Below are 23,217 nucleotides of genomic sequence, written 5' to 3' on the forward strand. Positions count from 1 at the left end.
TCCGGCCACGCTGCGCATTTTCCGTTTCTGAAAGCCCGTTATGAACCGTTATCCGCTTTGGAAATACCTGCTGGTGGCGCTCACCGTCATCGTATCGGCCGTGTATGCCCTGCCCAACCTCTACGGCGAAACCCCCGCGGTGCAGGTGTCCACTAACCGCCAATCCGTTGCCATCGACCAAACCACCGAGCAGGCCGTGGAACAGGCGCTGAAAGAGGCCGGCATCCCGCACAACGGCATGTTTATCGCCGACGGCAGCCTACGCGTGCGCCTGCCCAACGAAGAAGTGCAGAGCAAAGCCCGCGACGCCATCGAACACAAACTGGGCGACAACTACATCATCGCCCTCAACCTCATCGCCAACACCCCGGATTGGATGACCAAGCTCGGCGCCAATCCGATGTTCCTCGGCCTCGACCTGCGCGGCGGCGTGCATTTCACCATGCGCGTGGACATGCACGCGGCCATCGACAAAACCTTCGACCGCATCGCCGGCGATTTCCGACGCCAGCTGCGTAAAGACAAAATCCGCACCGGCACCATCCGCCGCAACGGCGATACGCTGGTGATCCCCTTCCAAGACGCCGCCAGCCTCCAGGCCGCGCTGCCCAAGCTGAAGGAACTCGCCAACGACGCCGAACTGCGAGCCGATGGCAACAACCTGGTGGTGAGCCTGCCGGAAAGCACGCGGGAGCAAATCCGAGGCGATGCTGTGAAGCAAAACATCACCACCCTGCACAACCGCGTGAATGAATTGGGTGTGGCTGAACCAGTGATCCAAAAAGCTGGTCCTGATCGCATCGCGGTGCAGCTGCCCGGCGTACAGGACACCGCCAAAGCCAAAGACATCATCGGCCGCACCGCCACGCTGGAAGTGCGCATGGTGGCCGACGACCCCGTGCTGGAGCAGCAGGCCGCCGCCGGCAACGTGCCCGCCGGCTATGAAATCCTGCCCACTTCCGATGGCGCGCAGGTGTTGGTGAGCAAGCAGGTGGAATTCACCGGCGATAACATCAACGATGCCCAGCCGGGCTTCACGCAAGACGGCAAGCCTTCGGTAAACCTGAAACTCGACAGTGCCGGCACCTCCATTTTCGCCGACCTCACCCGCAATAATGTGGGCCGCCGCACCGCCATGATCCTCATCGACCAGGGCAAGGCCGAAGTGGTAACCGCGCCGGTGATCAACGAGCCAATTCCCGGCGGCAACGTGCAGATTTCAGGTAGCATGAGCACCGCCGAAGCCAACGATACCGCGCTGCTGCTGCGCGCCGGTTCGCTGGCCGCGCCGATGGAAATCATCGAAGAGCGCACCATCGGCCCGTCTATGGGTAAGGAAAACATCAGCAAAGGCTTCCATTCCACGCTGTGGGGCTTCCTCGTGGTGGCCGGCTTCATGGTGGTGTACTACCGCCTGTTTGGCATTTTCTCCGTGCTGGCGCTCACCGCCAACCTGCTGTTCCTGATTGCGATTTTATCGCTGCTGCAAGCCACGCTCACCCTGCCCGGCATCGCGGCCATCGCGCTCACGCTCGGCATGGCCATCGACTCCAACGTGCTGATTAACGAGCGTATCCGCGAAGAGCTGCGCGACGGCATGTCGCCGCAGCAGGCCATCAGCGAGGGCTACCACCACGCTTGGGACACCATCGTGGATTCCAACATCACTTCGCTGATTGCCGGCATCGCCCTGCTGATTTTCGGCTCCGGCGCGGTGCGCGGCTTTGCCGTGGTGCACTGCATCGGCATCCTCACTTCCATGTATTCTTCGGTGGTGGTATCCCGTACCTTTGTGAATCTGTGGTATGGCCGCCGCCGCAAGCTGAGCAACCTGTCCATCGGCATCACCCTGCCGGTCAAGGAGCACTGAGATGGATTTTTTCCACCGTTTGAAACACGACATCCCGTTTATGAGCTACGGCAAAATCACCACCCTGATTTCGCTGCTCACCTTCATCGCCGCCGTGGTTTTCCTGTTTGCCAAAGGGCTGAACTATTCGGTTGAGTTCACCGGCGGCACGATCATTGAAGTGCAATACAGCCAACAAGGCGCCGATCCGAACCAGGTGCGCGACCGCTTAAGCACGCTCAACATGGGCGAGGCTCAAGTGCAGACTCTTGGTACTAACAAACAGATGCTGATCCGCCTGCCTAATAAAGATAACGTTTCTACTGCTGAAGTATCAAATCGTGTAATGAATTTGCTGAAGCAAGATCGTTCAGATGTCACCCTACGAAAAGTAGAATCTATCGGACCTCAAGTTGGGGAGGAGCTGAAACAGCACGGCATATTCGCTTTGCTTATGGTAGTAATCGGCATCATCATCTACCTCTCCATGCGTTTCGAATGGCGCTTTGCCGTATCCGCCATCATCGCCAATATGCACGACGTGGTGGTGATTCTCGGCTGTTTCGCCTTGTTCCAATGGGAGTTTTCGCTCACCGTGCTGGCCGGCATCCTGGCCGTGCTCGGCTATTCGGTGAACGAATCCGTGGTGGTGTTCGACCGCATCCGCGAAAACATCCACAAGCCCGCCATGCGCGGCAAAACCATCCCGCAAGTGATCGACAACGCCATCACCGCCACCATGAGCCGCACCATCATCACCCACGGCTCCACCGAAGCCATGGTGATTTCCATGCTGATTTTTGGTGGCGCCGCACTGCACGGCTTCTCCATCGCGCTCACCATCGGCATCGTATTCGGCATTTATTCTTCCGTGCTGGTGGCCAGCCCCCTGCTGCTGTTCTTCGGCCTCACCCGCGAGAATATCCACAAGCCGCAGAAACAGAAAGAAGAAGCCGTGGTGTAAACCCGGCAGCCATGCAAACAAAACAACACAGAGGTTACCTGAAAACCTCTGTGTTGTTTTTTGCACGGCATCATCCGCCTTCCCCGGCAAAACAAAAGGCTTAACTATGCCCGAAACCATTTTTCAGGTAGCCTCCCGCCGCTTGCAAGCCAAGCCATTTTTCGGCAAACCGCAGCAAACCGCACACAGCAGCCATGCCATACCGCACAAAAAGGCTACCTGAAAACTTTAACCCCGCCGCCACTCGTGGAGCTAAAATTTTCAGGTAGCCTTTTACAATCTAATCAGTTTGGCGATGCCATGCCCGGCTTCAATCCTCAAGCGCCGGCTCTAGCGGAACTGAGCAGCATTGGCCACGCTTTTCACGCATTCCGCTTCTGTGCCCAGCCAGCCCGCAGCCAAGCCGCAACCGTTCCGTTCCAGCCAGAAATAACCGCCGCCAGCCGCCAAGGCAATCACCAGCCTGATCAAGCCGTTCTCGCCAAACTTATCCACCAAAAACATCATCAGCACAGCCCAAGCCCACACCAAGCCCCATTGCAAGGCCCACACGGTATCCGGCTCCGGCATCGTCCAATGCATAAAACTGTTGGCAACAATCGCCATGATGGTGAAGAACAGGCCTTCCAGCGCCACGCTCGGCTCGCGCTCGCCCATCCAAATACACCAAAACCCCAAAACAAAGGCCATCAACATAATTTTCCCTTTCCAGCGGTGCTGTTCAAAATCTAAAAATCTGTTTGTTACGAATATCGGTTTCCGGCAAACCGGCCGACTTTTGCGTTAAATTTATCCTACCTATTTTACCCTTTCCTACAATTTATTGACAATTCCTAAATCCGGCCAACGCCCGGTTTGTTTATCCCGCGCATCAAAAACGCCCTGCCCTCTTCTGGTTTCGCCGCCTAAGCGCATCCAATTATTCATTTTTTCACTATAATGCCGCCATCATCCCGCCCCGGCTCCTGGCCATGAGCATCTACGCCCTCAAACCCAAATTCCAAAACCTGCTGCGCCCACTGGTGCGGCGTCTTTACCAAAGAGGCATTACCGCCAATCAGGTAACGCTTTTTGCCTGCGCCATATCCGTCGCGCTCGGGCTGCTGCTGTCCGTGTTTGCACATATCCCGACGCTGTTCTGGCTGCTGCCCGTGTGGCTGTTTGTCCGCATGGCATTGAACGCGGTGGACGGAATGCTGGCGCGCGAGTTCGGCCAGCAGTCGGCACTGGGCGGCTACCTGAACGAAATCACCGACGTCGCCGCCGATGCCGCGCTCTATCTGCCTTTCGCCTTCATCGCCCCGTTTGGCGGCGCACAAATCGCCCTGTTTGTCTGGCTTGCTGCAATGACCGAATTTTGCGGCGCATTGGGGCAGGTACACGGCAACGGCAGGCGTTATGACGGACCCTTCGGCAAAAGCGACCGCGCGTTCTTTATCGGCGCACTGGCGGTTTGGTACGCAGCGGCGGGCAGCTTCCATGCGGTTTTCTACGCCGTCATGTGGCTGGCTTGCGCAGCACTGGCTTACACCTGCTACAAGCGCATCGCCAACGGCTTAAAGGTCGTCTGAAACCCGTTCCCCGTCTTCTCTTCCCTCAATAAAAGAAAACCTTATGCAAAAAAACCTGCACACCATCCCCCTGTTGCTCACCATTTTCATCGCCGCACTCATCGTCTGGTCGGGCATCAACCCGTCCGACCGCGTCGTCTGGTACGCCGAAATCCTCCCCGTTTCCGCCGTATTCATCGCACTGATTGCCACTTACCGCCGCTTCCGTTTCAGCAATCTGGCGTACATATTCATGAGTTTCTGGCTGATTATGCACACCGTCGGCGCACACTACACCTTCGCCGACGCCCCTTCGATTGGGCAAACCGCCTGCTTGCCCCGTTCTTGGGCGAAAACCGCAACCACTTCGACCGCGTCGGACACTACATCATCGGTTTCTACGCCTATCCGATGGCAGAATGGCTGTTGCGCCGCAAACTCTGCCGCCCTACCCTCGCCCTGTTTTTCTCCCTGTCCTTCATCATGAGCGTGGCGGCGGCATACGAAATCATCGAGTGGCAATATGCCGTCATCGACGGCGGCGAAGCAGGCTTGGAAGTGCTCGGCTCGCAAGGCGACATTTGGGACGCGCAAAAAGATATGCTCGCCGACACACTGGGCGCACTGACTTTGCTGTGTATTTTCCTATTCACCCGCCCCGACAAGCGTTTGGGCAGCCAATCTTAACTGTTAAAGGCTACCTGAAAACGCATCAAACCGATTTTCAGGTAGCCTCTTTAAAATGTATTTCACCAAGGAGTACGACCCATGCAGGAAATGCAAAAACACTTCGCCACCCAAGACGGTACCGAACTTTTCTACCGTTACCGACCCGCTGCCGACGGTTCGGCGGATAAAGCCATTATCCTGTTCCATCGCGGACATGAACATTCGGGACGGATGATGTTTGTTGCCGACGAACTCGGTTTCGACGATTTTGCCTATTTCGCATGGGACGCGCGCGGTCATGGACACAGCCCGGGCGAGCGCGGCGACAGCCCCAGTATCAGCACTTCCGTTGCCGACGTGGACGACTTCATCCGCCACATCCAAAGCGAATACGGTATCAAACCTGAAAACATCTGCGTCATCGCGCAAAGCGTCGGCGCGGTATTGGTTTCCGCCTGGCTGCACGACTACGCGCCGAAAATCCGCTGCACCGTATTGGCATCGCCCGCGTTCAAAGTCAAACTCTACGTCCCCTTCGCCCGCACCGGCTTGAAAATCATGCAGAAATGGCGCGGCAATTTCTTTGTCAACAGCTACGTCAAAGCCCATTACCTGACCCACAACAAAGAACGCCAAACCAACTACGACAACGACCCGCTGATCGCCCGCGCCATTTCCGTTCGCATCCTGCTCGGTTTGTACGAAGCCGCCGAACGCGTCGTCGCCGACGCGCAGGCGATTACTACGCCCGTGCAGCTTTTGATTTCCGGCAGCGACTGGGTTGTCCACCACAAACCGCAACACGATTTCTACAACCGCTTGGGCAGCCGCATCAAAGAACGCCATATCCTGCCCGGCTTCTATCACGACACATTGGGCGAGCAAAACCGCGAAATTGCCTTTGTCGAAATGCGCCGCTTTATCCGTGAACGTTTCAATCAGCCTTTATATCAAGTCGATTTGACCCAAGCCCACTTACACGGCGAAAGCCGCCGCGAAGCCGACGAACTGGCAACGCCCCTGCCCGTCTGGTCGCCGCGTGGTGCATTCTGGGCAGCTTACCGCGCCTCCCTCGACCTCGGCACACGCTGGAGTGAAGGCTTGAAAATCGGCAAGGAAACGGGATTCGATTCGGGCAACACGCTGGATTACGTCTATCGCAACCAGCCGCAGGGCAGCAATGCCTTTGGTGTGGCAGTGGACAAACACTATCTCAACGTCATCGGCTGGCGCGGCATCCGCCAACGCAAAATCAATATCGGCAAAGCGATTCAGACGGCATTTGCCAAGCTGCGCGAAGCGGGCAAACCGGTACACGTTCTCGATATTGCCTCGGGGCACGGCCGCTATGTGCTCGACGCGTTGACTGCCGACACGCTGCCCGATTCCGTGCGCCTGCGCGATTACAGCCCGATTAACGTCGAAGCCGGACGCAAGCTGATTGCCGAACGCGGCCTGCAAGACACGGTTACTTTTAACGAAGTTAATGCCTACGACCGCGCTAATTATCAGGATTTGCAGCCCCGCCCCACACTGGGTATCGTTTCCGGCCTGCATGAATTGTTTGCCGACAACGATTTGATTTTGAACTCGCTCTACGGCTTCGGCGATGCGATTGAAACAGGCGGCTACCTGATTTACACCGGACAGCCATGGCATCCGCAGCTCGAAATGATTGCCCGCGCGCTGACCAGCCACAAAGCAGGCAGCCCGAATTGGGTAATGCGCCGCCGCAGCCAGTGGGAAATGGATCAGCTGGTTGAAACAGCCGGTTTTGAAAAAATCCGCCAATGGATAGACGAATACGGTATTTTCACCGTAAGTCTGGCGGTGAAAAAATAAAATAAGAAAAGGCCGCCTGAAAATCAGACGACCTTTTATTGAAAAATCTTAGTTGCTGGCGTTCACAGGTGAGCAGTTTTTCACCACGAAACGGCCGCCAGGAGCGGTCAAGCCCACCACATCGGAGGTGGTGTGGGTGTTTCTGTCGATGTAGCCGGCAGACAGAGAGTAGCCGCGACGGTTGGTAAAGGTGGTACCGGTGCTGTCGGACTGTCTTCTGTTATAAGCCAGGTTTACCTGCGTACCGGCGGCATTAACCGCAGCGCTTACCGGCTTGCCTTGGCGGTTGAACTCATACAACACGTTCAACTGTTTGCCGTTGTCGCAGGTGTAGGAAACCATGCCGCCGGGCGCAGCCGCAGCACTCAGGGAAACGGCAGCCAGTGCAGCCGCAGTAACAACAGATAATAGTTTCATAATAGTTATGACTCCTAATTGAGCATCAAGAAATTTTTCAGGTAGCCTCAAAGCTGCCTGCGCTGCTTCTAAAGCAAATGAATAATCTGCCCAACAGCGGGCGCTATTGTATTCCTCCGGCAAGAATATGCAACTAACATAACAGTAAAATAATATTATGCTTCCGATATGGAAATTTAACTTACTTTCTGCCACCACATCAGCATGCCTTGTATTAAAAGCAGATTTCATCTGATTTGCACCGAACGTTTACAATCCACTCCATGAAACCCACCCTGAAAACCTCTCTACTCAAGCTTGCCTTGGTCGGCGCACTGTTCTACACCAGCTACGGCCTGTCCAACCGCTACGCGGCATCGCTGGCCTATGTGCCGGAAATCGCTTTTGCGTGGGAGCGCAACATTCCGTTTTGGGCGTGGACGATTGTGCCGTATTGGTCGTTGAATTTGATGTATGCAGCGGCATTTTTCCTTTGCCGAGATGCGGGCGAACAAAACCGCTACGTCGCACGGCTGGTGACGGCGCAAATCGTCGCTACCATTTGCTTCATGCTGTTTCCGCTGCATTTCGGCTGGCCGAAGCCGCCTACCGACGGGTTGTGGGGTTGGCTTTTTGATTCGCTGGCGGCATTCGATTTGCCGTATAACCAGGCTCCGTCGCTGCATATCGCGCTGGCGGTCATTGTCGGTGCGTTTTATTGGACGCGGTTTCCCAAAATCCGCGTGCCGCTTTTACTGTGGCAGAGCCTGATTGCCTTGTCGGTATTGACGACGTACCAACACCATTTTATCGACGTGCCGACCGGCGCGCTGCTGGGTTGGCTGGTGTTGTGGGCAATCCCGCAACACGGCGTATCGCCTTTAGGTTTCAGACGACCTTTTGCAACACAAGGTCGTCTGAAAGCAGGAAATGCAGGTGTTTGCGGGCTTAAAACTCCGAAAACGCGTTCCCACGAACGCAAAACCGCCATGCTGTATCTGGCGGGCGCGATGTTGACGGTCTTGCCCGTCCTGCTTGGCGGCGCGTGGTTGTGGGTTTTGTGGGTCGGCGTTTCGCTGTCGTTGGTGGCGTTTGCCTATTTGACGGGCAACGCGGCGGTGTTCCAAAAACAGGCGGACGGCAGGTTGTCGGCGGCGGCAACGGTTTTGCTGCTGCCTTATCTGGCGGGCGTGCGGCTGAACATGGCTTATTGGCTGCGCGGCAAGGCGAAAACGGCTCGGGTGCGCGATGATGTGGCAATCGGCAGTGTGTTAGGGATTTCAGACGACCTTCCCGCCGTATTGGACGTATGCGCCGAATATCCCCGCCCCCGTTATCGCGGCGCATACCGCGCTTTGCCGCTATTGGACATGGTTGCGCCGTCTGAAAACGATTTGATGAAGGCGGCTTCGTTGCTGGAAACATTGCGCCGGCAACACGGCAAGGTTTTGGTCTGTTGCGCGCTGGGCTACGGACGCAGCGCGGCGGTGATACTCACTTGGCTGCTGGTTTACGGCGGCTGCCGCGATTTGGCGCAGGCGGCGGCGGAACTGAAACAGGTGCGCCCGCAGACGGTGCTGCCCGAAGAAACGGCAAAAGCAGTGGAAAACGCGGCAGGTCGTCTGAAACGGGCTACCTGAAAATTTTGCGGAAACGAAAAGGACAAACATGAACACAACACCCGAAACCGACAGCCTGATTGCCGCCCGCCTGCTCGCCACCGCCCGCTGCACCGCCGTGTTCAACGCCTTGCTGTTCGCCCTCTCCGCGCAGCGCGGCGGCGCGTGGTCGGCGGTGCAGCTTGTCTTGGCGGCGGCATTGCTGTACTGCCACATCCGCATCGGGTTCGACCGCCGCGTGTTCCAAGATTTTGCAGAAGGGAAATACACGCCCGAAGCCTTCGACCAATCCTTGCGGCAAAGCGGTTTGCGCCGCGTTTCAGACGACCCCTCCATGCCGCGCTGCGTATCTGGCGCACTTGCCCTGTGGCGCAAAAGCCTGTATCTGACCGCCGCGCAATCCTCAGCCTTCCTTATCCAAATCCTCTGATGCCATGAAAAATTTTCTTAAAAAACAACTTGCCTGGCTGACCGACCAACTCTTATCCCTGTCGGTATCCTTCCTCACCGGCGTGCGCCCCAAAAGCCCGCGCGAGCTGGCGTTCAACCCGCAGCAGAAAGTGTATTACGCCAACCACGGCAGCCACGGCGATTTCGTGCTGGTGTGGATTTCCCTGCCGCGCCGCTGGCGGCAGTCCACGCGCCCCGTTGCCGGTTCGGACTACTGGCTGACCGGCAAACTCAAACGCTTCATCATCCAAAACGTCTTCAATGCCCTCCTGATTCCGCGCCACAGCGACAACCCGCAGGCGATTACCGAACAGATGAACCACGCGCTCCAAGCGGGCGATTCGCTGATCATCTTCCCCGAAGGCACGCGCAACACGGACGACGACTCCATCCTACTCCCTTTCAAATCAGGCATTTACCATCTGGCAAAAAGCAAACCCGACACCGAGTTTGTGCCGATATGGATAGACAACATCAACCGCGTCCTGCCCAAAGGCAAGATATTGCCCGTACCGTTGTTGTGCGAAGTCCACATCGGTGAACCGCTGACCCTGCGCGATAACGAAGACAAGGAAAGTTTCCTCACGCGCACCCGCGAAGCCCTGCTGGCGTTAAAGCCGCAAACTGGCCGGGAACAGGAAAAGGCTACCTGAAAATGTGGCGGCATTTTTCAGGTAGCCTTTTCGGTTTCCGGCAGGGTTTGCTGCAATTTGCGGCATAAATCGCGGCAGTAGCGGCGCTGCTGGCGGCGCAGGTAGAGCCGCACCAGCCAGCGCGGCCGCCATTGCTTCAGGGTAACGGATTCGGTGAAATCCAGCCCGGTGCGGCCCTGGCCCAGCGCGGTGAAGCGGCCGACCCAGCTGCCGGAGAAAAGCTCGTTTTCCATATCGAACGCCCACAGGTGCGGCGGCTGGGATTGGATGACGGTGAACAGGGTGCGGATGCCGGATGTGCTGCATTCGCAAAACCAGGCGGCGCCGAGCGGCTCGATGGTTTGCACGTCGCTGCGCCAGGCATAGTCGGTGAGCGAGGTAACGGTGCGCCATACGGTTTGGATGTCGGCGGGAACGGTGCGGCGGATTCGGGATTGGATGGGCATGATGCTTTAGCTTCGGGGCTAGGGCTGTGGAGGCTACCTGAAAATGTGAGTTTTGGAGCAGAGTCTGCGAAGCGAAATTTTTCAGGTAGCCTTAATTTGGCAATCCATCGGCTGCGATGGTGATTTAAGCATATTGCTCCATCAGTTCAATAATTTCTTTAAAGCCATCTCGTTCGGAACGATAGTGCTTGGTAAAAGCCAGCAGTTCCATCCCGCTATTGGCATTGGGGTAGTGCACATCCCCACCGTTTTCCAGCATTTTTTTTCAACACATCCAGCCGATGCGGCATGGCGCCCATCATGCCCAAGGGGATCACATTGTCCCGATTGGGTATATTGGGGTTAGCGCCCGCTTCCAATAGGGCTAGGGCAGCATCGCCGTTCTCAGCCAGCATGGCGTAATGCAGCGGGGTCATGCCGTAGCCATCTTGGGCGTTTACCTCTACGCCTTTTCCCAAATAGAAGAGGACAGTGGAGAGAGGAGCCGGGTTATGAGCATTTCTATTAACTCTATGTAAATAGTTCCATTTTTCAGGATCAGTAATATAAAGCGGATCAAATTTACCTGTATCACTCATTTCCTCCAGAAAAATGATATTACCTTCTCGGTTTGCACGGGCTATCTGCATTCCAATATCGTTTTCATATGGGTCTGTCATTATTTATTTTCCTGTTCTCAAGAGAATAGCATCTGGTCTTAATGCTGCCTAACGCAGCCATTTCTCCATTCATTTTCTATTATGGCTACCTGAAAACGTGAGTTTCAATGAAGTTAAAACGCAGCGCAGCAAAGTGTCTGCGAAGCTAGATTTTTCAGGTAGCCTATTTTACGGCCTGGCTGCGCTTTCCGCTGCGGCGGGCTGGCTGCCTTCCTGCTGCCAGCCGCTGCCGATGGCTTTGTAGAGGTTGAGCAGGTTGAGGCCGGCGGCGAGCTGGTTGTCGAGGAGGTGCTGGCTGTAGTCGGCGGCGGTGAGCCGGGATTGCAGGGGGGTATCGAGGGTTTTGCGGCCGTAGCGGAAGAGCTGTTGGTCGTTGCGCACTTGCTGCCGGGCGGTGCGCTCGGCTTGCTGAAGCTGCTGCTGTTGCGCGGCGAGGGCGTGTTGGGCTTGGTAGGCGTTGTCTACGTCGGCGAGGGCTTGCAGCAGGGTTTGGTCGTATTGGATGAGGGCGGATTGCAATCGGGCGTCGGCGGCTTGGATGTTGGCGCGGATGCGGCCGGCGGTGAAGAGGGGGAGCTGCACGCCGATACTGAGCAGGCCGCCGTTGCCGCTGCGGGCGCGGTTGAGGGGGGCGAGGTCGCTGTTGAGCTCGATGCGGCCGGTTTGCCAGAGGAATTGGATGTTGAAGCGGGGAAGGAGGTCGGCTTTGGCGCTGGCGAGCTGGGCGCTGCGGGCTTGGATTTCGGCGGCGCGGGCGCGGATGTCGGGGCGCTGGCTGAGGAGCTCGGCGGGGCGGATGCCTTGGGGCGGGGCGGGCAGGTGTTGCAGGAGCGCGGCGCGGCGCATGGCTTCGCTATCGAGGCGGAAGCTTTGCGGGGTTTGGCCGATGAGCACGGCGATACTGCGCTGTTGGGCATCGAACTGGGCGGCCAGGGTGCTTTGTCGGGCTTCCAGGGCTTGGATTTGGGCGGCGATGGCGCCGGTGTCGTGGGCGGTGGCGTGGCCGGCTTGGAAGCGGCCGGCGATGTAGCGCGACAGTTCGCGCAGGGTGGCGAGCTGTTGGGCGATGAGGGTTTGCTGCTGCTGGATGTGGGCGGCGCGCAGGTAGTGTTCGGCAATTTGGGCGCTGATGAGGAGGCGGCTGCCGTGGAGCTGCTCTTGGGCGCCGAGGGTGGCGGCACGGGCGGCATCGGCGTCGCTGCTTTTTTGGCCGAAGATGTCGGGCTCCCAGGCGGCGCTGAAGCTGGCGGAGGCGAGGTGGCCGCCGTTGCCGAGGTAGGGGTCGCGGCGGTGGTTGCGGTAGCCGTAGGCGTTGGCGGCGAGGCCGGCGCTGGGGAGGAGGTCGGCTTCGGCGAGGCGGGCGGTGGCGCGGGCTTCTTCGAGCCGGCTTTGGGCGAGGGCGATGCTGTGGTTGTGTTGCAGGCCTTGTTCGATGAGGCGGGCGAGCTGGTGGTCGGGCCATTGCCGCCACCAGCGGTCGGGGCCAGGGGCGGGGTTGGATTGGCCGGTGTGCTGGAAGTGTTCGGGCAGCGTGATGTTGGACTGGCGGTTGATTTGGGTGGCGGTGCAGGCGGTGAGAAGGAGGGCCAGGGCGATGGGGAGGAGTTTGGAGGCGGACATGGTGGTTTCCTTGGGGTGGGCTACCTGAAAACAGAAGGGAGGTGGGCTCAGGCAGACTTTCGGGCATCTTGGGCTACCTGAAAAGTAAAACATACTTTTTCAGGTAGCCTTTCTATTTGGCTAATTCTGCTGCGCCAGCATCCGGCGGAAGCGGATCACGGCCAGGGCGGTGAAGAGGGCGCCGGCAACGGCGGTAATCAGCACGCGGTGGCGGATGATGCTCCAGCCCGCGCCGCGGAAGACGATTTCCTTGCTGATGGCGACGAACTGGGTCATCGGCGAGAGCTCGGAGAGCGAGCGCACGGCGGGCGGCAGATTTTCCATGGGCGAAGAGCTGCCGGAGAGCAGAAACACGGCGATATACACAATGATACACAACAGGCTGAACTGCGGCATGGTGGGCGCCTGCGTAGCCAGCAGCACGCCCAGCCCGGCCATGGAAAAAAGGTACACCGCCTGGCAGACGATAAACAGCGCCAGCGAGCCGTGAATCGGCACGCCCACGGCACGGTGCACCACCAAGAGCAGCGAGAGCACGGAAGAAATGAGGATAATCAGCCCGTTGGCCAGAATTTTCGCCATCACAATTTCGCCCGCGCCCACCGGCATCACCAGCAAATGCTCAATCGTGCCGTGCTCGCGCTCGCGGATCACGGCCGCGCCCACCAAGAGAATGGTGAGCAGGGTGGCGTTGCCCACCAGCTGGGTGAGTGGCATAAACCATTCGCTGCGCAGGTTTTCGTTGAACAGCACGTTCACCACCGGCTCGAAGGGCGCGGCGGCGGCATGGTGCGGCCCCAAATAATCGCCCACTTCGCGGTTCACAATTTGACCGATATACACCGAGCCCACCCCGGCCTGCGACATGGCGGTGGCGTCCACCAACAATTGCAGCTGCGGGCGTTTGCCGGCCAGGAGGTCGGCGGTGTAGTTGGGCGGGATGGAGAGGATGAAGCTATATTCGCCCACGTCCATGGCACGGTCGATTTGCCCGGCCTCGATGTTGTCCACCTGTTTAAACTGTGGCGCGAGCATGGCGTCGCGGATGCGGTAGGTGAGCGCGCTGCGGTCTTGGTCGTACACCGCCACCGCCGCGTTTTTCATTTCGGTGGTCACGTTTTTCGACACGGAATACACGCTGAATGTGAACATAAACACCAAGAGCGCAAACAGCGCGTAATCGGTGAAGAAGCTGCGGATTTCCTTGCCGCCCAAATACCACACGTTTTTCAGCCATTGGCGCATGTTATTTCTCCTGTTTCTTCAGCAGCAGCCCGGCGGCGAGCCAATAAACGGCGAAAAACAGTAAGAGCGTGCCACACAGCGTGTCCACATCGCACCAGCCCAGGCCTTTGGTGATGGTGCCCAGGCTGATAGTTTGAAACCAGCTGGTGGGGCTGAGGATGCCGATCCATTTGCCCGCGCCGCTCAGGGTGGAAGCCGGGTAGATCATGCCGGAGAAATCCAGCGCCGGAATCATCGCCAAAATCGCCGCCGCAAAAATCGCCGCCACCTGCGTGCGCACGAAGGTGGACACCAAGAGCCCGAAGCCGGTGGAGGCGAGCACGAAACACAGCGTGCCCGCGGTGAGCGCGGCAAACGAGCCTTTCAGCGGCACGCCCAACCCGAACACCACCACGCCGAGCAAAAACAGATAGCTGAGCATGGAAAGCAGCACATAGGGCAGCTGCTTGCCCAGCAGATACTGAAAGGGCGAGGCGGGCGAGCTATACAGGTTCATGATGGAGCCGATTTCTTTTTCGCGCACCACGGAGAGCGCAGTGAGCATGGCGGGAATCATCATCAGCGAGAGCATGAGGAAGCCCGGCGTGAGCGCGTTGATGCTTTTGAAGGTGGGGTTGTAGATGAAGCGGGTTTGCATTTCGGTGGGTGCGGCAAGGCGGATGCCGTGTTGGCGATAGAGGCCGGCGGCGTATTGGCTGAGGATGCCTTGGGCGTAGCCGCTGATGTTTTCGCCCACGAAGGGCCAGGAGCCGTCGATGTAGAAACCGAGCTGCGGGCGGCGCTGCAATTGCAGGTTTTTGCCAAAATCGGGCGGGATTTCCAGCACCATGCGGGCGCGGCCGGCGGTGAGGGTGGCGCCGATGTCGGCGCGGGAGGCGATCTCGGCGGTTTGGCGGAAATAGGCCGAGCCGTCGAAGGCTTGTGCCAGCTCGCGGCTGTATTGGCTTTGGTCTTGGTCGAGCACGGCGAAGTCCATTTCGTTTACGTCGAACGATACGCCAAGGCTGCCGGCCAGGAGGTACACCAGCGGGCCGATGAGGGCAAACATCAGGCGGATGCGGTCGCGCAGCAGCTCTCTGCCTTCGCGGCGGGCAAAGGTGAACACGGAAGCGAGCCAGTAGCGCAGGCCGGAGGGGGCGTCGGGGGTGGCCGCAGGTTTTTCAGGTAGCCTTTCTTGGGCAGTTGGGGCGTCGGGGGTGGCCGCAGATTTTTCAGGTAGCCTTTGCTGTTCGGCGGCTTCGTCTTGCTCCAAGTAGCGGATAAAGGCTTCTTCCAAGGAGTCGGCGTGCTGGCGGCGGCGCAGTTCTTCCGGCTCGCCCACGGCCAGCACGCGGCCGCGGTGCATCAGGGAGATGCGGTCGCAGCGGGCGGCTTCGTTCATGAAGTGGGTGGACACGAAAATGGTCACACGCTCTTCCCGCGCCATGCGGAACAGGTATTGCCAAAACATATCGCGCGCGGCGGGATCGACGCCGGAGGTGGGCTCGTCCAATATCAACACCTGCGGGCGGTGCAGGCAGGCGGCGGCCAGTTGCAGGCGCTGGCGCACGCCCAACGGCAGGGCGGCGGGGGTGGCACCGGCCAAATCGGAGAGTTCAAACTGCTGCAACACGGCGGCGATGGCGGCTTCACTGTTCTCGCCGAGCTGGTAGAGCTGGGCGTGCAGCACCAGGTTTTGCCGCACGCTCAGCTCCTCATACAGCGAAAAGGCCTGCGACATATAGCCCACGCGCTGGCGCACGGCGGCGCTGCCGGCGTCGATGGGCTCGCCCAGGAGGGTGGCTTCGCCTTCGCTGGCGTCTAAGAGGCCGGTGAGCATTTTCATGGTGGTGCTTTTGCCGCAGCCGTTGGAGCCGAGGAAGCCGAAAATTTCGCCCTGGCGGATGCGGAAGCTCACGTGGTCCACCGCCGTGAAATTGCCGAAGCGCTTGCTGAGGTTTTCGGCTTCGATGGCGGGCGGCAGGGAATCGTCGGGGAGGAAGGGAGGCAGTTGGGCGTCGTCCCAATGGGTTTGTTTGCTTTCAGGTAGCATCCGGATATAGGCCTGCTCCAGCGTGGCGCAGCCGCTTTGCGCGAGGATGGATTGCGTGCCGCCGTTCACTAAAATATGGCCGTCGTCCATGGCCAGCAGCTGCTCAAATTGCTCGGCTTCGTCGATGTAAGCCGTGGCCACCAGCACGGTCATGCCGGGGTTTTCGGCGCGCAGCTCGCGCACCAGCTCCCAAAATTGCCGGCGCGACAGCGGATCCACGCCGGTGGTGGGCTCGTCCAAAATCAGCAGGTCGGGATTGTGCACCAGAGCGCAGCACAGGCTGAGCTTCTGCTTCATACCGCCAGAGAGCTTGCCGGCGGCGCGAGAGGCGAAAGGCGAAAGGCCGGTGGACTGCATCAGGCGCGCGATGTGTTGCCGGCGCTGCGGTTTGCTCAGGCCGAACAGGCGGGCGTGGAAATCAATGTTTTCATACACCGAAAGCGTGGGATAGAGGTTTTTGCCCAAGCCCTGCGGCATAAAGGCAATGCGCGGCAACAGCGCCTCCCGCTCGGCTTTGTGCGCCACGTTGTGCCCGAGCACGCGCACTTCGCCGCTTTGGATGGTGCGCACGCCGGCAATCAGCGAAAGCAGCGTGGATTTGCCCACGCCGTCGGGGCCGATGAGGCCGACCGTGGTGCCGCGCGGGATGGTGAGCGACACGCCGCGCAAGGCCTGCCGTTTGCCGTAGGCGTGCGAGAGTTGGCTGATTTCGATGGCGTTTGGCATGGCTTTGCCCTATTGCGGCAGGCGGGTGTGCAGCTCGGCCGGCCAGGGCTGCTTGGCATCGGTGCGCACGAAGCCGGTGGCCGTCATGCCGCCTTTCAGGTAGCCCTGGTATTTGGCGGCCACATCAGCCGGAATTTGCAGCTTCACCCGAAACATCAGCTTGGTGCGCTCTTCGGCGGTTTCCACAAATTTGGGCGTGAACTGCGCTTCGGCGGAAACATAGGTAACTGTGGCGGGGAATACTGCGTCCAGCCCGTCCATCTTGATGCGCGCCTCGCTGCCCAGCGGGATTTGGTTCACCGTGGGCGCGGGCAGGAAGAGGCTGATGCTAGCGTCGTTCAAGTTCAAAAGGCTCACCACCTTGCCGCCGGCGGGCAGCACGTTGCCCGGCTCGGCCAGCCGGTATTCCACCCGCCCGGCCTGCGGCGCGCGCACCGACAAGTCGCCAATCACGGAAGACACCTGCGCCATCTTGGCCTGCGCCTGCCCCACGCCGGCCTGCGCTTCGTTACGCGCGGCCTGCGCGGCCTGCACGGCGGCTCGGGCGGCATCACGCTGCGCCAGGCGCGTATTGAGCTCGGCTTGGGAAATCAAATTGTCGCGGAACAGCTGGCGGGCATTGTCGGCTTCCATCTGCGCGGTTTTCAGCTGCTGCTGCTGCGCGCTCACCTGCGCCTGGGCGCGGCGCACGGTTTGCTCCAGCTGCGCCTTGCCGGCCTGCGCTTCGGAAAGCTGCGCCTGCGCCGTATCGGAAGAAAGCCGCGCCAGCACGGTATCCGCCTCCACATACTGCCCTTCCTTCACCAGCATTTCCTCCACCCGCCCGGCATACAGGCTGGCCACATCCATACGCGCAAATTCTAGCCGCCCGTTGGCATGGGCGATGCCCGCGAGCGGGTCGGGCGCGCCGTATTGGCGGAACACAAGTGCGCCGATACCAACAATGGCGGCCAGCGGCAGCAGGAGCAATAAACGTTTAGGCAGTTTCATGGGAATCCCTCAAAGCAAGGCGTGAATAGGAATAATTCTAAAGGCGCGGCCGGGCGCTGCAAACCGCTAAAAAACGATTGGCCGTGCCACTAAGCATACGGAAACGACAAAACCGTTGCTTAAGCGCATGGAAAAATGCAAAATGGCCTCGGGCAACACCCTGAGGAAACATCATGGCCGACACCGAAACCCGCACCGACCCGCGCATCATCAAAACCCACCGCGCCATCCGTGAAGCCTTTATCGAGCTGCTGCACGAAAAGCCCTTCGCCCAGATTAGCGTGCAGGACATCCTCGAGCGCGCTCCGGTAAACCGCTCCACCTTCTATAAATACTATTCCGGCAAAAGCGATTTGGCCGGCAAGATGATTGCCGATTTCAAAGCCGAATACAGTGTCATTATTCTTACCCGATTTCAGGCGAGTAGTTTCGATGTATTTTTGAGCGTGATGCCCGAAGCCTCGGAGTGGATACACAGCCGGCGGCGGCTCATTCTCGCCCTGTGGAAAGTCGATACCCGCCGCCACCACCTCTACCGCGACATGCACGGCCTGATTAAGCAGCAATTCCTGCGCTTCGTGCGCCGCCACCCCAAAGCCGACCCAAACAAAGACTGGGACTACCAGGCCGATATGCTCGCCACCATGATCCTGGGCAGCATGGACTACTTCTTCAGCCGCGACCTGCCCCTGCGCCTGCCCGAAATCCGCAAAGCCTGGGCGGAGATGAGCGAGCTGCTGCTGCCGTAAGCGCGTTTGCTGGCAAGGAAAAGGCTACCTGAAAAATAGCTGTCTGGTTGAAGCCAGTTAAAGCAAGCGTTATCTCAGCCCGAACGAGCGCTCTCAGATTGCATGATTGGTTTATCCAAACAGGCTACCTGAAAAAGAGCGCTGGCGTGCGGCGGTTTTTCGGCTGCCCTGTTCATCCGCCGTATCAATAAAGGCTACCTGAAATTTTTCAGGTAGCCTCTTTGGCGTTTGGAGAGCGGGAAACTCAGAAGCGGTTTTTCAATTCGCGCAGGGCGGTGAAGACTTGCTCTTCGTTGGCGAGGGTTTGGCCGGCGAGCTCGGCGGCGCGGTCGGCTACCTGAAAATGATCGGTGCGCAGGAAGGGGTTGATTTGCCGTTCGTGGGCGAGGGATACGGGCAGGGTGGGGGTGTGCGTGGCATCTTGCAGGCCTCGGGCGACAGCGGGGTTGTGCGGTTCGATGTGTTGGGCGAAGCGCAGATTGGCGGCGGTGTATTCGTGGGCGGGATAGAACAATGTGTTTTCAGGTAGCCTGCCAAAGCGTTGCAGGGAGGCGAAGAGCTGGGCTGGGGTGCCGGTGAACACGCGGCCGCAGCCGGCGGAAAAGAGGGTGTCGCCGCAGAATACGTGCAGCCGGCCGCCCGTTTGCAGCAGGTAGCTGAGGTGGCTGTCGGTGTGGCCGGGGGTGTGCCACACGCGCACGGGGTGCTGCCAGAGCGTCCAGCCGCTGCCTTCGCCGACGGTGTCGGTGGCGTGGGGGATGCCGGGCGGGGCATAAACGGCGCAGTCGGGAAAGTGGCGGCGCAGCTCGGGCAGGCCGGCGGTGTGGTCGTCGTGGTGGTGGGTGATCCAAATTTGGCGCAGGCTGAGGCGCTGAGTTTTCAGGTAGCCTAATACGGGCTCGGATTCGCCGGGGTCGATGCACACGGCTTCGCTGCCGTGGCGCAGCAGCCAGATGTAGTTGTCGGCGAGGGCGGGGATGGGGAGGATTTGCATGGCTTGTTTTGAATAAAGAGTGCTGGATGTGCTGGGATTTTAAGCGGTGATGGCTGTTGCTGGGAAGTACGGGGGTGAATGAATTGACAAACGGGGGGCGGGTTGCCAAAATGCCTGCCTTTACGGCATTTTACAAAGGATCGGGTGCGGATGTCTGCGGTTGATTATGTGGTTAATCTGGTGCTGAGCGCGATTTTGATTGTGGGGGCGTATCAGTTTTACTTTTTCACCCAGCGCCATCCGCGGCGGGCGGCGAAGGTGATGAATTCGCGGCTGGATGAGAAAATTCCGTTTGTGGCTTGGTGGTCTTGGGTGTATAGCTTTTTGTATTACCCGGCGATTTTGTATTTAAACTGGCTGATGGCGGATTCGCGGCAGTTTGTGATGACGGCGTTCAGCTTTCTGATTTTGCTGTTTGCGCAGATGCTGTTTTTCTGGCTGTGGCCGGTGTCCACGCCGCCGCACTGGCGCAGCATCAACACGGGCAAAACGGCTTCGGAGAAGTTTCTGCTGTTTGTGCAGAAGTTCGACCAATCCACCAACTGCTTCCCGAGCATGCACGTTTCCGTGGCGATGCTCACCGCCATGCACGCCTACCCGAGCATGGGCGCGGCGGCATTTGCCTTCCCGCTGCTGATTGCGCTCTCGTGCATGTTTACCAAGCAGCACTATCTGATTGATTTGCCGGCGGGCGCGTTTTTGGGCTGGCTGGTGTTTAAGCTGTATGGCTGGCTGATGCTGGTTTGATGCCGGACGGGGCAGGGGACAGGCTACCTGAAAACTGTGTATCCACTTGCTTGGAGCTAAAATTCGGTTTCAACGCAGCAAACACGCCCGCAGCAAATTCCGCCCCAGCAGGCAAACCCCAAAAGGACCCCGCCATGAGCCTTGCCCTTTCTTCCCCGCCCGTCGCCGCCCAAGCCGCCCATTTAGCCCCGCAGGCAGGCTATATCTTTATGGGCGTCTTTGCCGTATTGCTTTTCGCCAGCGTCATCGGGCAATGGCTCAAACGCAAAAACGGCGCAGGCAATGCCACCATCGCCAACCTCAACGCCCGCATCTACGCCTGGTGGCTGATGACGCTGGTGCTGCTGGCGGCATTCTGGTTCGGCAAAACGGGGACGGTCGTGCTGTTTTTCCTAATTTCGTTTGCCGCCCTGCGCGAATTTATGACCCTCGTTTACCGCCGCCGCAGCGACTATTACAGCATGGTGGCGTGTTTCTACCTGCTTTTGCCCGTGCAGTATTATTTCGTCTATGACGGCTGGTACGGCATGTTCAGCATTTTCATCCCCGTCTATGGCTTTCTGCTGCTGCCGATTATCGCCAGCCTGAGCGGGCAAACCGCCCATTTCCTCGAACGCGCCGCCAAAACGCAGTGGATGGCTATGATTTGCATCTTCTGCCTTTCACACGTCCCCGCCCTGATGTTCCTGAACTTGGACGGCTTCGACAGCGGCGGCAACATCCTCCTGCTGATTTTCCTGATAGGCGTAGTGCAGGCTTCGGACGTGTTGCAATACGTTTGGGGCAAACTCGTCGGCGGAGCCAAAATCATGCCCTCGCTTTCCCCGTCCAAAACAGTATCCGGCACGGTCGGCGGCATTTTGTCCGCCACCGTCCTCGCCGCACTGATGTCGCCGATTACCCCCTTTACCCACGGTCAGGCCGCCGCAATCGGCTTCGTCGTCTGCCTGATGGGTTTCTTCGGCGGGCTGGTGATGTCCGCCATCAAACGCGACTACGGTGTCAAAGACTGGGGCAACATGATACGCGGACACGGCGGTATGCTTGACCGCGTAGATTCCATCTGCTTCGCCGCACCCGTGTTTTTCCACATCGTCCGCTATTTCTGGCACGGCTGAAGGTGGGAAAAAAAGCGATAGCAGGCTACCTGAAAAAAGATTTCTGGCATAATATGCTTAAAAATATGGATTATTTATTTTGTTTTCCCGTATTTTGAAAAAATAAGGGCCTGTACTAGATTAGCCCTAAATTCCACACCATCTCCGCAGGATTTTAAGCTGTCGGGACGGTGTGCCGAAGTTAAACCGAAATTCGCATTCTTTTAAGAACAGCGGGAAAGATTTGCGGTCGATTCCGTTGTATTTGCGTAAGACACGTTTTGCCTGATTCCAAAAATTCTCAATGCCGTTGATGTGGTTTTGACGGTCTGCAAATTCCTTGGAATGGTTAATACGGTGATGGATAAAACCACTCACGTCCAACTTGTCGTAACTGCTCAGGCTGTCGGTATAAACAATGCTGTCCGGCATGATTTTCTTTTTGATGACAGGCAGTAACGTTTCAGACTTGGCGTTATCCACCACAATGGTATAGACCCGTCCTTGTCGTTTCAGGATGCCGAATACCACTACCTTGCCTGCCGCACCGCGTCCTCGCCTGCCTTTGCGGCGTCCGCCGAAATAGCTTTCGTCTAGTTCAACCGGGCCGGCGAAAATTTCATCGGCAGCCAGTGCCAGATGATGGCTGATGACTTGGCGGATTTTGTGGTAGAACAGGATAGCAGAGTTGGGTTGTATGCCTAAAATATCGGCAGAGGAACGGGCGGTAACTTCCAACACAAAAAACGGAGCAGTTCTTTTTGTGCTTTCTTCTTTAATTTGCAGTGAGTTATCTTCATATTTTGAGGGTAACATCACTGCTAATCTAGTACAGCCCCTTAAAAAATCGCCTTGGCGCATGAGCCAACCCTTTCCCATATCTCTCCGAATACCGCTTGTGCCGAAAAATCCGACACGCCTCCGCCCGTGCCGCTATTCCAGCACGCTCAGTCCGGGCAAATCGGCAAAGCCGCGCTCGCGCACGATTTGGCAGAAATTATCGAGGTAGCTTTTGTGCGCGTCGTCGCTGCGCATGCCGGCGTAGAGCTCGCTGGTGAGCGGCGGGCTACCGATGGTGCGCGCGGCGATGTAGCCCTTTTCCAAGTAGGGGATCACCGCCCAATAAGGCAGGGCGGCCACGCCGCGCCGGCTGGCCACCAGCTGGATGATGGCGATGGTGAGCTCGCTGTGGCGGCGCGGCGGGTTGATGCCCACGGGCAGCAGGATTTTGCGCAGCAGGTCGAGCATATCGTCGGGCACGGGGTAGGTGATCAGCGTTTCATTGGCAAAATCCTGCGCCTGCCACACCGGCTTGGCGGCCAACGGGTGATCTTGCGCGCAGATGCCCACCATTTCGTAGGCAAACAGCGGCTGGTAGCGGATGCCGGCCTGCGGCACAGCTTCGGATACGATGGCGAGGTCGGCGCGGTGTTGCAGCAAGAGCCCCACCGGATCGGCCTGGAAACCGGACACGATATCCAGCTCCACCTTGGGCCACAGCGGGCGGAAGTCGCTCATGGCGGGCATGAGCCAATCGAAACAGGTGTGGCACTCCACCGCCAGCCGCAATTCGCCGCTGCCGCCGCCGGCAATCTGCGCCATGTCTCGCTCGGCGGCGGCCACCTGCGGCACGATTTCGCGCGCCAGCTGGAGCAGGCGCTCGCCGGCGGGGGTGAAGCGCAGCGGGCTGGATTTGCGCTCGAACAGCGGCGTGGCGTAGTAGTTTTCCAGCGCGCGGATTTGGTGCGACAGGGCGGATTGGGTGAGGAACACGCGCTTGGCGGCCAGCGACACGCTGCCGGTTTCGGCCAGCGCGAGCAGGGTTTTGAGGTGGCGCAGTTCGATGATGGATTCCATTTTTCAGGTAGCCTTTTGCTCAGCCGGCATTGTGCCGGCGTTTTGTTTTGTTTGCATTTTTTA

At 58.6% G+C, this 23,217-nt stretch carries 20 protein-coding genes and 2 pseudogenes; 11 read left to right on the forward strand and 11 right to left on the reverse strand.

What is annotated here, in order from left to right; genetic code table 11:
* The first annotated feature begins 40 nt into the window (after positions 1-40).
* Both secD and secF read left to right on the forward strand, forming a co-directional pair.
* On the forward strand, positions 41-1,870 hold the full coding sequence (gene secD / locus A7P95_RS09685) for a protein translocase subunit SecD (RefSeq protein WP_067594626.1): 1,830 nt from the start codon (positions 41-43) through the stop codon (positions 1,868-1,870).
* A gap of 1 nt (position 1,871) precedes the next feature.
* Positions 1,872-2,813 carry a protein translocase subunit SecF gene (gene secF, locus A7P95_RS09690; RefSeq protein WP_067594629.1) on the forward strand — a complete coding sequence of 314 codons (942 nt, stop codon included), beginning with the start codon at positions 1,872-1,874 and terminating at the stop codon, positions 2,811-2,813.
* Between the two features lie 330 nt (positions 2,814-3,143).
* On the opposite strand, the gene A7P95_RS09695 is transcribed toward secF, so the two are convergent.
* Positions 3,144-3,509, reverse strand: coding sequence for a diacylglyceryl transferase (locus A7P95_RS09695; RefSeq protein ID WP_067594632.1), 366 nt, complete (start codon positions 3,507-3,509; stop codon positions 3,144-3,146).
* A 275-nt stretch (positions 3,510-3,784) separates the two neighbouring features.
* Here A7P95_RS09695 and A7P95_RS09700 point away from each other — a divergent pair, with 275 nt between their 5' ends.
* The 3 genes and pseudogenes from A7P95_RS09700 (at position 3,785) to A7P95_RS09710 (ending at position 6,874) form a co-directional block, all read left to right on the forward strand.
* The gene (locus A7P95_RS09700; RefSeq protein ID WP_067594635.1) at positions 3,785-4,384 is read left to right on the forward strand and encodes a CDP-alcohol phosphatidyltransferase family protein; all 600 of its coding nucleotides are present in this window, start codon (positions 3,785-3,787) and stop codon (positions 4,382-4,384) included.
* A 43-nt stretch (positions 4,385-4,427) separates the two neighbouring features.
* Positions 4,428-5,050: pseudogene (locus A7P95_RS09705) on the forward strand (DUF2238 domain-containing protein).
* A gap of 81 nt (positions 5,051-5,131) precedes the next feature.
* Positions 5,132-6,874, forward strand: coding sequence for a bifunctional alpha/beta hydrolase/class I SAM-dependent methyltransferase (locus A7P95_RS09710; RefSeq protein WP_067594638.1), 1,743 nt, complete (start codon positions 5,132-5,134; stop codon positions 6,872-6,874).
* A 48-nt stretch (positions 6,875-6,922) separates the two neighbouring features.
* Here the strand turns inward: A7P95_RS09710 and A7P95_RS09715 are convergent, their stop codons facing one another.
* On the reverse strand, positions 6,923-7,291 hold the full coding sequence (locus tag A7P95_RS09715) for an ACP-like domain-containing protein (RefSeq protein WP_067594641.1): 369 nt from the start codon (positions 7,289-7,291) through the stop codon (positions 6,923-6,925).
* Between the two features lie 263 nt (positions 7,292-7,554).
* On the opposite strand from A7P95_RS09715, the gene A7P95_RS09720 reads away from it, so the two are divergent.
* The 3 genes from A7P95_RS09720 to A7P95_RS09730 are packed head-to-tail and all read left to right on the forward strand — an operon-like array spanning position 7,555 to position 9,992.
* Positions 7,555-8,910 carry a phosphatase PAP2/dual specificity phosphatase family protein gene (locus A7P95_RS09720; protein ID WP_067594714.1) on the forward strand — a complete coding sequence of 452 codons (1,356 nt, stop codon included), beginning with the start codon at positions 7,555-7,557 and terminating at the stop codon, positions 8,908-8,910.
* Positions 8,911-8,938: 28 nt separating this feature from the next.
* Positions 8,939-9,319, forward strand: a complete 381-nt coding sequence (locus tag A7P95_RS09725) for a hypothetical protein (RefSeq protein WP_067594644.1) — start codon at positions 8,939-8,941, stop codon at positions 9,317-9,319.
* A gap of 4 nt (positions 9,320-9,323) precedes the next feature.
* Entirely contained in the window at positions 9,324-9,992 is a 669-nt protein-coding gene (locus A7P95_RS09730) for a lysophospholipid acyltransferase family protein (protein ID WP_067594647.1), read from the forward strand.
* 17 nt (positions 9,993-10,009) lie between these two features.
* On the opposite strand, the gene A7P95_RS09735 is transcribed toward A7P95_RS09730, so the two are convergent.
* From A7P95_RS09735 to A7P95_RS09760, 6 genes are all read right to left on the reverse strand, one after another.
* Positions 10,010-10,438 (reverse strand): SRPBCC family protein, encoded by a 429-nt coding sequence (locus A7P95_RS09735; protein ID WP_067594649.1) that lies wholly within the window; start codon positions 10,436-10,438, stop codon positions 10,010-10,012.
* Positions 10,439-10,653: 215 nt separating this feature from the next.
* Positions 10,654-11,097 (reverse strand): ankyrin repeat domain-containing protein, encoded by a 444-nt coding sequence (locus A7P95_RS09740; RefSeq protein WP_245636601.1) that lies wholly within the window; start codon positions 11,095-11,097, stop codon positions 10,654-10,656.
* 168 nt (positions 11,098-11,265) lie between these two features.
* Positions 11,266-12,717 carry an efflux transporter outer membrane subunit gene (locus A7P95_RS09745; RefSeq protein WP_067594652.1) on the reverse strand — a complete coding sequence of 484 codons (1,452 nt, stop codon included), beginning with the start codon at positions 12,715-12,717 and terminating at the stop codon, positions 11,266-11,268.
* 120 nt (positions 12,718-12,837) lie between these two features.
* The gene (locus A7P95_RS09750) at positions 12,838-13,962 is read right to left on the reverse strand and encodes an ABC transporter permease (RefSeq protein WP_067594655.1); all 1,125 of its coding nucleotides are present in this window, start codon (positions 13,960-13,962) and stop codon (positions 12,838-12,840) included.
* 1 nt (position 13,963) lies between these two features.
* On the reverse strand, positions 13,964-16,720 hold the full coding sequence (rbbA, locus tag A7P95_RS09755) for a ribosome-associated ATPase/putative transporter RbbA (RefSeq protein ID WP_067594658.1): 2,757 nt from the start codon (positions 16,718-16,720) through the stop codon (positions 13,964-13,966).
* Positions 16,721-16,729: 9 nt separating this feature from the next.
* Positions 16,730-17,710 carry an HlyD family secretion protein gene (locus A7P95_RS09760; protein ID WP_067594661.1) on the reverse strand — a complete coding sequence of 327 codons (981 nt, stop codon included), beginning with the start codon at positions 17,708-17,710 and terminating at the stop codon, positions 16,730-16,732.
* A gap of 173 nt (positions 17,711-17,883) precedes the next feature.
* On the opposite strand from A7P95_RS09760, the gene A7P95_RS09765 reads away from it, so the two are divergent.
* Positions 17,884-18,459 (forward strand): TetR/AcrR family transcriptional regulator, encoded by a 576-nt coding sequence (locus tag A7P95_RS09765; RefSeq protein WP_067594664.1) that lies wholly within the window; start codon positions 17,884-17,886, stop codon positions 18,457-18,459.
* Between the two features lie 244 nt (positions 18,460-18,703).
* Here the strand turns inward: A7P95_RS09765 and gloB are convergent, their stop codons facing one another.
* Positions 18,704-19,453: a hydroxyacylglutathione hydrolase gene (gene gloB / locus A7P95_RS09770; RefSeq protein ID WP_067594667.1), complete on the reverse strand. Its 750-nt coding sequence runs from the start codon at positions 19,451-19,453 to the stop codon at positions 18,704-18,706.
* A gap of 150 nt (positions 19,454-19,603) precedes the next feature.
* On the opposite strand from gloB, the gene A7P95_RS09775 reads away from it, so the two are divergent.
* Together A7P95_RS09775 and A7P95_RS09780 are read left to right on the forward strand one after the other, a co-directional pair.
* Positions 19,604-20,200: a phosphatase PAP2 family protein gene (locus A7P95_RS09775; RefSeq protein WP_067594670.1), complete on the forward strand. Its 597-nt coding sequence runs from the start codon at positions 19,604-19,606 to the stop codon at positions 20,198-20,200.
* Between the two features lie 134 nt (positions 20,201-20,334).
* Entirely contained in the window at positions 20,335-21,318 is a 984-nt protein-coding gene (locus A7P95_RS09780) for a phosphatidate cytidylyltransferase (protein WP_067594674.1), read from the forward strand.
* 126 nt (positions 21,319-21,444) lie between these two features.
* Here the strand turns inward: A7P95_RS09780 and A7P95_RS09785 are convergent.
* Positions 21,445-22,097, reverse strand: a pseudogene (locus A7P95_RS09785) (IS1595 family transposase).
* Positions 22,098-22,230: 133 nt separating this feature from the next.
* Positions 22,231-23,154, reverse strand: coding sequence for a LysR family transcriptional regulator (locus A7P95_RS09790; protein WP_067594677.1), 924 nt, complete (start codon positions 23,152-23,154; stop codon positions 22,231-22,233).
* Positions 23,155-23,217: the final 63 nt, after the last annotated feature.

It is taken from the genome of Eikenella longinqua (assembly GCF_001648355.1).
Classification (GTDB): domain Bacteria; phylum Pseudomonadota; class Gammaproteobacteria; order Burkholderiales; family Neisseriaceae; genus Eikenella; species Eikenella longinqua.

Bases quoted from the DNA above. Each gene is read 5' to 3' on its own strand.
- A7P95_RS09740 (WP_245636601.1), bottom strand. From the start codon at position 11,097: ATGACAGACCCATATGAAAACGATATTGGAATGCAGATAGCCCGTGCA.
- A7P95_RS09730 (WP_067594647.1), top strand. From the start codon at position 9,324: ATGAAAAATTTTCTTAAAAAACAACTTGCCTGGCTGACCGACCAACTC.
- A7P95_RS09715 (WP_067594641.1), bottom strand. From the start codon at position 7,291: ATGAAACTATTATCTGTTGTTACTGCGGCTGCACTGGCTGCCGTTTCC.
- A7P95_RS09695 (WP_067594632.1), bottom strand. From the start codon at position 3,509: ATGTTGATGGCCTTTGTTTTGGGGTTTTGGTGTATTTGGATGGGCGAG.
- A7P95_RS09790 (WP_067594677.1), bottom strand. From the start codon at position 23,154: ATGGAATCCATCATCGAACTGCGCCACCTCAAAACCCTGCTCGCGCTG.
- A7P95_RS09720 (WP_067594714.1), top strand. From the start codon at position 7,555: ATGAAACCCACCCTGAAAACCTCTCTACTCAAGCTTGCCTTGGTCGGC.
- secF (WP_067594629.1), top strand. From the start codon at position 1,872: ATGGATTTTTTCCACCGTTTGAAACACGACATCCCGTTTATGAGCTAC.
- A7P95_RS09710 (WP_067594638.1), top strand. From the start codon at position 5,132: ATGCAGGAAATGCAAAAACACTTCGCCACCCAAGACGGTACCGAACTT.
- A7P95_RS09745 (WP_067594652.1), bottom strand. From the start codon at position 12,717: ATGTCCGCCTCCAAACTCCTCCCCATCGCCCTGGCCCTCCTTCTCACC.
- gloB (WP_067594667.1), bottom strand. From the start codon at position 19,453: ATGCAAATCCTCCCCATCCCCGCCCTCGCCGACAACTACATCTGGCTG.
- A7P95_RS09700 (WP_067594635.1), top strand. From the start codon at position 3,785: ATGAGCATCTACGCCCTCAAACCCAAATTCCAAAACCTGCTGCGCCCA.
- A7P95_RS09775 (WP_067594670.1), top strand. From the start codon at position 19,604: ATGTCTGCGGTTGATTATGTGGTTAATCTGGTGCTGAGCGCGATTTTG.
- secD (WP_067594626.1), top strand. From the start codon at position 41: ATGAACCGTTATCCGCTTTGGAAATACCTGCTGGTGGCGCTCACCGTC.
- A7P95_RS09760 (WP_067594661.1), bottom strand. From the start codon at position 17,710: ATGAAACTGCCTAAACGTTTATTGCTCCTGCTGCCGCTGGCCGCCATT.
- A7P95_RS09725 (WP_067594644.1), top strand. From the start codon at position 8,939: ATGAACACAACACCCGAAACCGACAGCCTGATTGCCGCCCGCCTGCTC.
- A7P95_RS09780 (WP_067594674.1), top strand. From the start codon at position 20,335: ATGAGCCTTGCCCTTTCTTCCCCGCCCGTCGCCGCCCAAGCCGCCCAT.
- rbbA (WP_067594658.1), bottom strand. From the start codon at position 16,720: ATGCCAAACGCCATCGAAATCAGCCAACTCTCGCACGCCTACGGCAAA.
- A7P95_RS09750 (WP_067594655.1), bottom strand. From the start codon at position 13,962: ATGCGCCAATGGCTGAAAAACGTGTGGTATTTGGGCGGCAAGGAAATC.
- A7P95_RS09735 (WP_067594649.1), bottom strand. From the start codon at position 10,438: ATGCCCATCCAATCCCGAATCCGCCGCACCGTTCCCGCCGACATCCAA.
- A7P95_RS09765 (WP_067594664.1), top strand. From the start codon at position 17,884: ATGGCCGACACCGAAACCCGCACCGACCCGCGCATCATCAAAACCCAC.